This window comes from Paraglaciecola arctica BSs20135, assembly GCF_000314995.1.
Classification (GTDB): domain Bacteria; phylum Pseudomonadota; class Gammaproteobacteria; order Enterobacterales; family Alteromonadaceae; genus Paraglaciecola; species Paraglaciecola arctica.
This window is the reverse complement of sequence record NZ_BAEO01000051.1, coordinates 40,825-53,968: the sequence shown is the minus strand read 5'-3', so window position 1 is coordinate 53,968 and position 13,144 is coordinate 40,825. Positions and strand designations below refer to the sequence as shown.

Annotated in this window: 8 protein-coding genes; 7 read left to right on the top strand and 1 reads right to left on the bottom strand. The window is 41.3% G+C overall.

Going from position 1 to position 13,144, the window contains the following annotated elements; all coding sequences use genetic code 11:
• The first annotated feature begins 355 nt into the window (after positions 1–355).
• From GARC_RS16080 to GARC_RS16050, 7 genes are all read left to right on the top strand, one after another.
• Positions 356–1,264 carry a TnsA endonuclease N-terminal domain-containing protein gene (locus GARC_RS16080; RefSeq protein WP_007622073.1) on the top strand — a complete coding sequence of 303 codons (909 nt, stop codon included), beginning with the start codon at positions 356–358 and terminating at the stop codon, positions 1,262–1,264.
• On the top strand, positions 1,249–3,483 hold the full coding sequence (locus GARC_RS16075) for a hypothetical protein (protein ID WP_007622072.1): 2,235 nt from the start codon (positions 1,249–1,251) through the stop codon (positions 3,481–3,483). Before GARC_RS16080 ends, GARC_RS16075 begins: the two co-directional genes overlap by 16 nt.
• An 18-nt stretch (positions 3,484–3,501) precedes the next feature.
• Positions 3,502–4,815 carry an ATP-binding protein gene (locus tag GARC_RS16070; RefSeq protein ID WP_007622071.1) on the top strand — a complete coding sequence of 438 codons (1,314 nt, stop codon included), beginning with the start codon at positions 3,502–3,504 and terminating at the stop codon, positions 4,813–4,815.
• A 4-nt stretch (positions 4,816–4,819) separates the two neighbouring features.
• Positions 4,820–5,752 (top strand): TniQ family protein, encoded by a 933-nt coding sequence (locus tag GARC_RS16065; RefSeq protein ID WP_039989867.1) that lies wholly within the window; start codon positions 4,820–4,822, stop codon positions 5,750–5,752.
• Complete coding sequence (locus tag GARC_RS16060) at positions 5,749–7,122, top strand: TnsD family Tn7-like transposition protein (protein ID WP_007622067.1); 1,374 nt, start codon at positions 5,749–5,751, stop codon at positions 7,120–7,122. The genes GARC_RS16065 and GARC_RS16060 overlap by 4 nt, the downstream gene beginning before the upstream one ends.
• A 10-nt stretch (positions 7,123–7,132) precedes the next feature.
• Positions 7,133–7,342 (top strand): hypothetical protein, encoded by a 210-nt coding sequence (locus tag GARC_RS16055; RefSeq protein ID WP_007622065.1) that lies wholly within the window; start codon positions 7,133–7,135, stop codon positions 7,340–7,342.
• Between the two features lie 247 nt (positions 7,343–7,589).
• Positions 7,590–10,004 (top strand): hypothetical protein, encoded by a 2,415-nt coding sequence (locus GARC_RS16050; RefSeq protein WP_007622063.1) that lies wholly within the window; start codon positions 7,590–7,592, stop codon positions 10,002–10,004.
• 222 nt (positions 10,005–10,226) lie between these two features.
• Here the strand turns inward: GARC_RS16050 and gcvP are convergent, their stop codons facing one another.
• The gene (gcvP, locus tag GARC_RS16045) at positions 10,227–13,139 is read right to left on the bottom strand and encodes an aminomethyl-transferring glycine dehydrogenase (RefSeq protein ID WP_007622061.1); all 2,913 of its coding nucleotides are present in this window, start codon (positions 13,137–13,139) and stop codon (positions 10,227–10,229) included.
• Between the last annotated feature and the right edge of the window lie 5 nt (positions 13,140–13,144).

The window sequence follows — 13,144 nt, the reverse complement described above, 5'->3', positions numbered from 1 at the left end:
ACAGATTTTTGTCAATACTGACAAAACTTTCATCTCACACACATTTTGAAAGGGCTATCACTTCCCAACCCTTATTGCACCGGATACCTTAGTTGACAACCTCTGAATTTGCGTTACAAAACTCGTGTTTGATATTAAATGGTGGCTAAGTTTTGTGTTTTTATAAATACATCCATCATCTTGTCTTTAAATCAGCTCACTGAGCTTGCATGTTAAGTGATCGTTGATGTTGTCAAATTCTATCTATGTGTTTTTATCGTTATTGGTTTTGCCAATAATCTTGCTGTAAACCTCTAAAACTGATTTTAAATCTGATTTCTCTAGCCTACTTTCGAAATGGAAAGGAGAAATACTTATGCAAGAAAATCATGAAAATTTAGGCTTTGTTCGAATCGGGAATCAGCCACCCGTTACACCGCTCACCCTCAATCGCATTGCGAAGTGGGAAGCACAAGCAGTCAAGACCAAGCAGTATACGCCATACCTTAAGCTAAAACGCACCGCAACGGTGGGTAAGGGTAGTAAGGTTTTTAACCCAGAATCTGATGATAGTCATGAGACTCTGTCGATTATGGAAACTCGATTGCTAAGGTACTTGGATTTCCTACCGAATGTTATTTCTATCAAAATGCAGTACCCGTTGCTACCAATCAACACGACACTAGAAATAGCCGATGCTATGGGGGTAAAACACCCCAGCTACACCCCAAAAGGCAAGCATATACGGCGAGTGCTTAAAGTTAATCAAGCGGTCGCTATGACGACGGACTACCTGATTGATTACTCAGATGAGGATGGCGTTATTAAGCAATGCGCGATAGCTCTTAAGGGATTGAATGAAGATGGACTTTTCTCTGAGAAGCAAAAACGTGATGTAAACATACGCAATAAACTCAATATTGAAGCCGAATTCTGTCGAATGGACGGTTTAGGTTGGCGTTTGATGACCTCTGCAATGCAGTGCTTTGAAGAGGATTTTGCCCGCAACTTACTGGAGGCTGAAGTTCGAAGCGAACTCGAAATTGATGAAGAGCTTCTGGTAAGGGGCGAGGAAGCTTTCAAGCGTTGGTTTCGGGATATGCCTAAAGCATGTTTTGCAACATTGTTATCTGAAATAGCACTTCAATTAAATGTTTCAACGGGAAAAATTCGAGGGTCATTCTGGAAATTGATTTGGCAGCAAAGACTACCTGTGGATATCTCAAAAGAAATCATTTTTAACCGCCCTTTGCCTATAGGAGAAAAATTATGGAATTGGCAATAAATAAAGTTCTTGTCGCACCGCCTCTGCATAGTCACGACAATAATCCAGCGCGATTCACTGTTGTCGAATATCAGTATGGTTCTGACATTGTTGTACTGTGTCAGCAGGATAGAAAGCGGCCTAAAAAACCATTTGTCCATCGAATCGGTAGCCCTATCAAACTATCACACTGTTCCGCAACAGAATGTGTTGATTGGCAATTATTTTCATTGGAGAGTCAGAGTTTTTCGGACGCAGTTCACATCCGTTATTATCGAGATTTATGGCTGTCGCAAAACATCCCGAGGGGTAAACCTAAAACTATTGAACGCTTCTTTGAACGACGAGAAAACCGTAAAAAGGAAGTGGAAGCTAGGCGACGGGTTGTCGAGAGGTTTGAACAAATTGCACAACGAAAATATGCTTTCTTCAACGGAGAGATATCTACTCAATGCATGAAGTCATTCGCCAAAAGCCTCGGTGTAACATACGATTTTGTGTGGGATACGTTGTCCAAATATTATGCCTTTGGCCAGTGTGAAGAAGCACTTATTTCAGCCTCTGGAAACAGTGGTCGTAACACCACTTTACCTGAAAATTCTCAAGATGCTGAGCGTCGTTTTCCTACAGGTAGAGGAAGAAAGCGAAAGTCAAACAATCAAGTTAAACGTGTATCAAATAAACAAGACTCTAAAGACGTTGAGGCATTTATCAAGTCAAATTTTCATAGCATTCAATATTTTAGCTTAAAACATTTGTGTAAATATTATAACTCCGAGTACGCCACTAAATTAATCTATGAAGATGAATTTGGGAGAAAGATTTACGACTATATTCCCGAAAAATTTTTAACTATCTCTCAGTTTAAAACGCTCTTATTCAGAGCGTGTGGTGGTCGAGCTAAGTTCGAAAAAATAAAGCATGGGGCGAAAGAGTTTCGTAACAAATTTAAGATTCATACCAGCACAGTCATGAAGCATGTAATCGGCCCGGGTCACATGTATGAAATTGACGCGACTGTTCTGGATGTTCATCTAATTTCTAAATACTGCACCGAAGAGTGGTTGCCTATTGAACGCCCTATTCTTTACTCAGTTGTTGATGTTAGCACTAACATTATCGCAGGTTTTCACTTATCTCTTAATGGAGCGAATGCCGAAGCGGTGACCCTTGCGCTGTTTAATGCGATGTCTGATAAGGGACAATTCTGTAAACAATGGGGTTATGACTATCAGCCCGGTGATTGGCCTTGTCATCACGTCTGCCATACCTTAGTTATTGATAGAGGAGCAGAATACCTTGATGCAGCTATGTCCGCACTCATTAAGTCACAAATAGGCCTTGCTTCTATTCAAGTCACCGAAGCCTATCTAGGTCGGGCTAAAGGGTCAGTAGAAGGGTTATTCAATAAGCTGAATAAAAGCTGCATCCACGGTCTGCCCGGAGCGCTAATTAAAGGGCGTGCAAAAGCCAAAAAAGACCCATCCAATCATGCTGTATACACCATTGATGATCTCTATTACATCCTGATTGAGGAAATCATTGCACACAATAATCAAACAATCCTTAAGAAGAAGGTGACACAGGAACACCTTGAAAATGGTGTTAGGGGAATTCCCAGAGAGCTATGGAATTGGGGGCTGGAGGAGTTGATGGACGGCGGAAAAACTGTTGACCCTAAAACTCTGATGAGTGCATTGCTGCCAAAGAAAAAAGCCATTGTCAGTAAGACAGGGGTGAAATTAACAAAAGACGGTTTCAATTATCAAACCTCCAACAAGCAGTTTGAAGAAATGAGGCAGGAGATCGCAGTTGATCGCAAGTGCTCAGATTTTGAGATTGATGTCATGGCCCTTCCTTCTTGGACTCAAAATGTGTGGTTGCAGATGGGCACTACATCAAATGACATCATCGCTTTTGATTTGGCTGATTCTAGCGAACTGCTGAAGAACCTTCACTTCGCAGAGGCATTAGCAATATTAGAGGATCAGGCCGTATTCGCTTCTGGTGCACGCTACGCTAACAGTGTTGATGATTCCATTCGAGTAAAAACACAGCGAGATATCGCTATAAGCAACCGAGAAAACCTGCGTGGTCTGCTGCGCTCTGAAGGTAAGTCACCCGCAAAAGGCAGGCAGGCGAATACAAAGGCAGACAGATTCTATGAGGCACAAAATAACGCCAATACAGTTTGCGCTGCAATGAATGACGATTATAACCCCCAAGCGATTCACAATTAATTATAGGAGTATGAATCAATGACATTAAGATCTAAAAAAAGCCAATGGGTTTCACCAACGGCACGTAATCCACTAGTTGCTAAATTAAACCTGATACGCGACAAGCAAGTGTTTATGTCTCAGGTCGAGTTAAGACCGGATAGAAAGAATAGACAGTTTAACTTATATGGGGTAGATGCTCGTGAGAGGAAACGAATCTTTAGTTATGAGTTTTATGAGCCAAGCGACTTTACATGGGAAATCTACAATGCGATTAGCGAGATGCTGGAATTTGGCTATCGTTACAAAAATATTGCCTACCCGAGTTTTTACGCAGATATGAACAAGGCTGCACTTGGCGGTGAAAAAAGAGTAGAAGGGAAAATCGAAGCCGACAAAAAGATTGATATTGCAGGGTGTATTATAGGCCCTTCTGGCTTGGGGAAATCAGAAGCGGTTAACCGCATTATTGATTTGATACCAGCGACTATCCTGCACCCTGCAAGTGATACTGCTTATCAAAAGTCTTTTTTACAAATTCCTTGTATTAAGGCTGATCTAAATGCCCGTTCGACCCTTACCGTGCTGCGAAATATATTACTAGCAATTGATGAAAAGGCTGGAACAACGTATTACGAAGATAACCCTCTACGTAAAGGTGAAGGACATCTAATTGCGGCTGTAGCAAACGCTTGCTGGCAGCATGGTATTGGCCTTGTTATTTTGGATGAGGGGCAGATGCTCATTACAGAGAGTGGAAAAACGTCAGGTAAGGACTCGCCAAATGCGAAGTTTCTCCAAAGTTTATTCAATGCTTTGAAGGTTCCAATTTTACTCATTGGTACTCCTGAACTGGAAGATTTCTTATCTTGCAATGCACACACGCTTCGCCGCTATAAAAAAGACGCAGATATCACTTTAGACAATTATCCACAAGATAGTGATTATTGGGAAGAGTTAGTCATAACGATTATCCAGCAGTATGTGTTTTGCCGTGAAGTGGTATTGACTAGTGCATATTTACGCCAAATTCACGTTTATACAGCCGGGAATTACAGTGCTCTTCAGATTTACTGTAAAGCGTTGATAGATCACGTGGAGGAGTCAAACATAACGTGCTTAAGTAAAAAATTATTGAAGGACGTGTATGAACTTAAAAAATCAGTATTAAATAAATTGACACGCTTCCACAATAAACCAATTCAGGAAATAAGCTTAAAAGTGCCATTGCAAGCCTTAAAGCATGCTAAGAAAGCCGTGCCAGTGCCCAATGATAAGAACCCTGATAGTGTTGCTTTAAAACAAAGCAAAGAGTTGGGACGTGCCGCTCATGACTTATTTCGTAAGGGGTAGAGTGATGAATACACATATTATTGACCATTACGCCGCTCAAATCCCCATTTTACCGGGAGAATATCTCCCTGCTTATTTGGCTCGTTTGCGCAAGCTGACAAACGGTGTTGACCCAAAGAGATTGATGTCATTTAGTGGTTCAGTGCAGTTAGGCAAATTACATCAGCTATTCCCGCGCGTTGCTTCATGTTTTGCATATCGAGAAAGTGCAAGAGAGTACAGCGGTGCTTTATTAAAGGAGCATCTAGGGGCAAGGTTTTGGAGAGGGTTCACCGACGAGCAGGCCTATCGGGAACATATCAAGTGCGTCAAAATCCGTGTGAAATCTAAGCGGAGTGTTTTTGAAGGCGAGGAGATATTAGATGGACTAAAACCGATGAAATTCTGTGCAGACTGTCGTGTTGCTGATATTGAAAAATACGGTGCACCGATTTGGCATGCTACTCATCAAATTACTTCGATGTATTCATGTGCTGTGCACGGTAAGCCTCTTTTAAGTTTCCATCTTAAGGCAGGTGAAACATTGTTAGATTACCCATTGATTAACGATGAGGTGTTGAGTCTTGGTAGCGTGATTAAATCGGATGAGCTTCGTAATTGGTTGAACAATCAATCTAGTCAGTTGCTGAAAATATCATCAGAGGATAACCGCAACCGCCTAAGAGACGTAAAGTCCTCTATGGCTAGCGCTATGGGAGCCAGAGAAACCACTAGGAGTATGCATGTAGATATTACCTACAGACTAGAGTGGCGTAAGTATCTTTCAAGTGCTTTGACTAGACTATGTCCGTCAGCGCAAAGTTACGCTTTTTTTTCAGGTAAAGCTAGTTTGGGATTGGCTCAGCAATTGAAGCAGGCAGCTCCAGTTCGCCACCCTCTAGTCTTTTTGTTGGCGATGAAGTTTGCCGAAGACGCGACGGAGTTTAAAGCCTCATGACATCTGCTTACGCGCCACCAATATACAATGATGAAACTGTATATTCTTACGTGGCGCGTTTGCATTTGTATCGAGTAGAAACTAACCATAGAGCTACTGCGCAACGATGGTTTAGGAAGGCCCCAATTAATATTGATCAACGGTTGCCCGTTGGGTTACAGCATCTTGCAGAGTCTACAGGCCATTTAACAAATCACCTCCTTCACAATCACACCTTTTTTCCGTTATTCGCTGGCTTTGTCTCTAGCCCAGATTTACTAAAACAAACCATGCTTTCGAACTCAGGGCATAGCCTTGCAAATATTTCTACTGTTGCGCAGTCTGCAATGAAACAGCTTGGAGGTAGTTGGTATTGTCCAGAGTGTATTGAACAAGATAGGCTTACATTTGGTCTCGCATTCTGGCATTTGAGCCATCAAATGCATGGTGTGATAAGTTGTCCTGTACACGCAATAAATTTGCGTTATTTGAACACATCGAGTCGTAAATTTTATCTTCCTCCACAATCAGATAATGCCCCCAGAACAATTGCATCAAAACACGCAGTGAGACTCACTGATTTGATCCTGCGCTACAGTCATGATTATCAATTTGTTTCTTACGACTGTCGAGAGGATTATTGGGGTGGTCCAGTAGAGCTTGTTCGATTGAAAAACCTTCTTAAAGGTCAAAGTGTGGACATGACTTTACTGCTCCCACAAGCAAACGAGATATCAGAATCAATGTTCGGTTTTCAACTTCTTTCTGAAAGCGTCATTCATAATTTGCTGCACAAAAGCAACCATAGCTGCCATCCGTTAAAATTCATCTTTCTATGTTATGTGCTTAACCAAATGCGCAATAAGAATAGACGTATCGATGAGCCACGAAATGTTGAGACGGGTAAATTGCAAGTAGATCGTGAGCGCTGTATCAAGTTGCTGAATAAAAGGGCGTATTCATTGCGTGAGATTGCTAGACGACTTAAACGCAGCGTCAATTTTGTAAAGAGTATTGCGAGTCAAAAAAGCATAGGCTTTCAGAGGCGTACTCAGTTTATTACCGCTGACATAGAAGCTCGAATACTACAAAGCGCTCATGTTGGATTACACAGAGCAATCATCGCCAAACGAGAGGGCGTGTCTGTAGGAGCTGTTGAGCAACTTATCCAGAGTGTTCACGGATTGAGTGAAAAACGAAAAAGTATACGCATGGAAGAGCGGGGTAAACTAGCCAGACAATGCATACTTAAAGCGATAGATGAGCACACCAATATTACGCGAAAAGAACTGAAGAATTTACATTACGCCGATTACACATGGCTTTATAAGCATGACAATGAATGGCTGTATCAAACACTACCGCCAGCACAGAATTACAGCAAAAAATAGGAGTTATGACATGACCGATAAACAAACCATAGAACTATCAGATGATCTGATTACAGAGGCTAATGCATACTTGGAAAGACTGCCGAAAACACCCGAACAGGTAATTGAACACTGGGCACAGCTTGGACAAAAACTTGCTGAAGAAATGACTGAGATTCAAACGATGCAGTTTTTGTTGGGTAATTTTGATATTAAACTCATCGAAAAAAGTAGTGATTGAAAATGGTAAAAAAGCAATATGTGCTTTTTTGCTTAGCCAAATTTTTAATTTGGACTATATTTTTTATAATAATTAAAAATATAAATCTAAAATATTTCTGACTTTAATGTGCTGTTTGAATTTGTCCTATTTGTAGAATTAAGTCTCAAGCTAGTTCTATTAGGACTTTAAGCAAATTCAAATGTTGTTCGCACATAAGTTATAGAGGTAACGTCATGGAATAAAATAATTTTAAAAGGAATTAAGCATGTCACATCGTCTTATCAACAATATTTATATTCTTCCAATCTCATTGGTGATTATTCTCAATGGCTGCACTACACATATCGCTCGTTCAACAAAGCTACCTGCTATTCAAATAGCTGATGAAGTGCTTGACGAATGGGGGTCTGTGACGGCTTCGCCACCAATAATTAGTATTCCCGCAGACGAATACGAATTTAAGATAGATAAGACGTCTCAACAATACTATCAAGGTGCCAAAGATGAAGTGAACGCTGGAATTCTGCAACATACAAAAACAGTATTCTCATTTCTCTTAGCTGCTTCAACTCAAGCCGACGCAACCACTAAAGCCTTATATGAGAATCAGTTTTCAAATTACGAAAATGCGGTTGCAAAAATAGAGACGGGAAAACAACTTACAGATGAAGAAAAGAAAACGGTTCAAGATGCCAAAAAAAATATTGTTGATAGCTTGGCCAAAGCAGCAAAAGAGAATTTTACAACGTGTACAGCGATAGCAGATGGTGAGGATGATCGTGTAACAGGCGACATATCTGTCTCAGACGCAATAACTTTAAATAATGCGGCAGTGAACAGACGTAAAGATTGTCTAAATGATTACCAGTTAGAACTGAAAGAACTGGCAACCGTGTCGCAACTTCCCGATTTTCCGACATTACCTGAAAACAATGTTCCCGCACTTAACCGACTACAAACAACTCCTTTTGTAGGCAAAACTGATTTAAATGGCGAAGGTTTCTCCTTAAGTAATAGCAATCTTAAAGACAGTCTTTCTCTGCCTGATTACAATGCTCTTCCCCAAGCTGCAACCAACAAGTTTTTGGCTGACATGTTAACCACAATTTCCAGCAATGATGAAAAAAATGCTTACTTTGGTGTTTCAATGATCTCAGTGAATCCCGGTTGGCGAACAAAAGAAGGTTACCATGCAGTAGTCAACCTAAATCCTACTGTTTTATTGGATCAAGCATCAAAAGCTACAGTACGAAAATACATAGAAGACCAGAGCGTTGATGACGAGTTGAAAAATCTGATTAGAGCTAACTATATTGATGCTTGTGAATATGATACCGATACTAATAAAGAGATTAAGCAACTTTCTTTGGTCAGAGATGAGAAGTGTGAGAAGAGGTATAAGGATATTGTTAAAAAGGCAAAGGCTAAACACGCAATTAAAAGCTTCGAAGACTTATTATTAGATGAATACGATATAAATACTACTGCTATATCCCCTGTTACCTACGCGCAAACCCAAGAGTTACAAAATAAGCAAATAAGCCAAATTAACCTTTCATTGATGCTGGCCGCTTCTTTACAAAATGCCGGAATGAAGGAATCAGCCGAAGCATTTGCTGACTTTTCTAAGCAGCGAAGGAAAGAGTTTGGCTCCCGGAGCGTGGACAATAACGTCAGCGTATTTTCGACAGGTAAGTTAGTAGGTTTGGAAATTCAGCCTGAATTTTTCGCTGCCACTTGGGATGATAGTGATCCGAGTATGCTTCTTCAGCAACAGACGTTTCCGATACTCCTAAGATTCGACACTATTGGGGAAAAGCAATTTGATGAACTTAAAGTGGCGAAAGATTGCGACAAAAATGATGTTACAGATGATTATTGTCTGCTTGAACCATTAATTTATGTAACTCCCACAACCCGGTGGAAATCTTCTAGTCGCTCACCTTGGCTACTTAATTCTAAGGAACAATTAACAACGGAAGAGTTGTTCAATCTCCAAAGAGTACTTAAAGAGGAATGTGTAAAAGATTACGGTGATGACGTTTCGAATAATTTTATAAAGCGTAAGTGTGAAGAACTTAATAGCAAACTATTCGGTGATATTCAATTTACCAGACTTCCTCACAGGCAGGCAGAAAAGACTGAAACTAAGTTAGTTGAGTTCTCTCATATTTTTCCGTCATCAGTAACACTCAAACGAAACGAAGAAAAGAAGATAGAAGATCATTTACAAGACTTTGTGTTGATAGGAAAAAATCTTTCTTCACTGAAAGGTAAAGACGAAGCTGATATAAAGGGAAAGATAAAATCAGTTTTCGAAGGCGTAGAGGTTCAAAGTGTTTCGGTATCCGGAAATACAATGACGATACGAACTAATATAACTGAAGCTAAAGGGCCTGTAATTTTTATCATCGAAGAAGGGGGAAAAGTTATAAGCACTGCAATGAGTAAAAATGCTATAGCTACCCTCATAATTGAAGAGGTTAAAAAGAAGGTTAGTAGCGTTGAGTCTGAAACAGTGATTAAACTAATCGCGGATGATAATCAATCGATATCGGTTACATTGCCAGTGGGCGTCGATGACATACCTGAGCATGTGCTTGAGGTGCTAAAGTCTTTTTATGAAAAGCCTGCAAATATTACTGAACGTAAAACGACTGAACAGACTAAAGAGAATTAAGTTGTTGGTTGAATTGCGATAACACCACAGTGTTCTTTGCCTACTAATTTGATTGTAAGGGAGCTTAACCATTTTAATATTAGGGTACGAATAAGCTATTTTTCTGATAGTTGGGAACATATGATGACGGGGAACTTAGTTATTTTTTATGGATAAATTAGTGCTTGTAAAATAAGGTCTCCGAAGGGTCTCAACGGGGAACTTAGAAAATTTACACAGAAACTATTCCTCAATATAACTCTCAATACTCGGACATTCACAAAATAAATTCCTATCCCCAAACACATCATCAATCCGATTAACCGTTGGCCAAAACTTATTCCTAGCCACTGCTGCCACTGGATAAGCAGCAAGCTTTCTGTCATAGCTACGGTTCCACTCACTATCGCAAATATCGTCAAGTGTGTGGGGTGCATTATGAAGTGGGTTGTCTGTGCCATCCCACTCACCTGATTCCACTTTGGCGATTTCGCCGCGAATAGACGCCATGGCGGCAATAAAACGGTCGAGTTCGGCTTTGGCTTCTGATTCTGTGGGTTCAATCATAAATGTGCCAGCAACAGGGAAACTCATAGTTGGTGCGTGGAAACCATAGTCGTTAAGGCGTTTTGCTATGTCGACTTCGGTGACACCTGAGCTTTCTTTTAGTTGACGTAAATCAATAATACATTCGTGAGCAACACGGTTGTTACGGCCACGATATAACACTGGGTAATGTGCAGAGAGTTTTTCTGCCACATAGTTAGCGTTAAGTATGGCGACTTGCGTCGCTTTTTTAAGCCCTTCGCTACCCATCATTTTGATGTACATGTAGCTGATTGGCAAAATTGAGGCACTGCCCCAAGGTGCTGCTGATACAGCGCCATGTTCGCGCACTTGAGTGTCACCGGCGTTTTCTACACCTACCACTTTATGGTTGGGTAAAAATGGCGCTAAGTGGGCTTTTACACCTATGGGTCCCATACCTGGGCCACCGCCACCGTGTGGAATACAGAAGGTTTTGTGTAAGTTTAAGTGAGATACATCTGAGCCAATATGACCTGGTGATGTGACACCTACTTGGGCGTTCATGTTGGCGCCGTCCATGTACACTTGACCGCCAAATTCATGCACTATGTCGCACATTTCTTTGATGGTCTCTTCGTATACACCATGGGTAGATGGGTAGGTGATCATGGCGCAAGCTAAGTTGTCGGCCACTTCTTCGGCTTTTTTGCGTAAGTCGGCTACATCCACATTGCCTTTTTTATCGCAATTTACCACTACTACTTTCATGCTAACCATTTGCGCTGACGCTGGGTTAGTACCGTGAGCAGAGCTTGGAATTAGGCAAACATTACGGTGCCCTTCTCCCCTACTTTCGTGATATTTTTGAATGGTGATCAATCCTGCATATTCACCTTGTGCGCCTGAGTTGGGCTGCATAGATAGAGCATCGTAACCGGTAATGTCGATTAACCATTCGCTCAGCTCATCAAGCATTTGTTTGTAACCTTGGGCTTGATCTAAAGGTGAAAACGGATGTAGTTGACCAAACTCAGGCCATGTTATAGGCAGCATTTCTGCTGTGGCGTTGAGTTTCATGGTGCAAGAGCCTAACGAAATCATTGAATGATTTAAGGCTAAGTCTTTGTCTTCTAGTGATTTGATATATCGCAGCATTTCAGTTTCAGAATGATAACTGTTAAATACTGGGTGGGTTAAAAAATCAGTCGTACGGATAAGATCTTCAGGAATAGAAGCACTGCCGTTTTCAACCATCACTTGGTCAAAGGCTTTAATATCTAACTCTACGTTGGCGCCAACAAAGGCTTGGTATAAAGCTTGGAGATCATCACGCGAAGTGGTTTCGTCTAAGCTAATACATAACACACCATCAATATCGGTACGTAGGTTTAGCTTATTCGCCAATGCGGCCGTTATTATTGCTTCTTTTTTGCTGCCCACTTTAATGGCTAAGGTATCGAACCAAGTATCGTTAACTAATTCAAATCCAGCTTTAACCAGCCCTGATGCCAAAATATCGGCAAAACGATGTATCCGTGAAGCGATGGTTTTTAAGCCCTCTGGACCATGGTACACAGCATAGAACGAGGCCATATTGGCCAGCAATACTTGTGCTGTACAAATGTTTGAGTTGGCTTTTTCACGGCGAATATGTTGTTCGCGGGTTTGCAACGCCATACGCAATGCAGGTTTACCACGGGTATCTTTGGACACACCAATAATACGTCCTGGTAATGAACGTTTGTATGCATCACGAGTTGCAAAAAATGCGGCATGAGGGCCGCCGTACCCCATAGGTACACCAAAACGTTGCGCGCTACCAAGTACTACATCTGCACCCATTTCGCCAGGTGATTTGAGTAACACTAAACTGAGTAAATCAGCCGCTACCGCCACTATGCCTTTATTGGCTTGTACCGCGGCAATGATATCTGCGATATCGGTTACTGCACCTGTGCTACCTGGGTATTGTAATAACGCGCCAAACACATCGTGTTGACTGGCCTCAGCGGCTTTACCTACCACAATATCAAAACCAAACATATCGGCGCGGGTTTGCACTACGTCTAAGGTTTGTGGATGTACGTCGTCTGCAACAAAAAAGGTATTCGCTTTGCGGTTTTTAGAAATACGTTTAGCCAGCCCCATAGCTTCAGCTGCGGCAGTGGCTTCATCTAACAATGATGCTGAAGCTAATTCCATACCAGTTAGGTCTATGGTGACTTGCTGGAAATTAAGTAAGGCTTCGAGTCGGCCTTGGGCAATCTCTGGTTGATAAGGCGTGTAGGCTGTATACCAACCTGGGTTTTCTAGTACGTTACGTAAAATCACATTAGGAGTAAGTGTGTCGTAATAACCCATACCAATAAAAGAACGCATCACTTTATTTTTGCTGGCAACGGTTTTTAAATAAGCCAAGGCATCGGCTTCGGTTTGCGCTTCACCTACTTTTAAAGGTTGGGCTAAACGTATGCTCTCGGGCACAGTTTGTTGCATTAAATCATCAAGGGATGTGGCACCAATTGCAGTAAGCATGTCTGCCATTTCTGCTTCACTGGGACCAATATGACGACGAACAAAATCCTGCTTTTGTTCAAGTTCTGATAATGAAAAATGAGATAATGACATAGCTG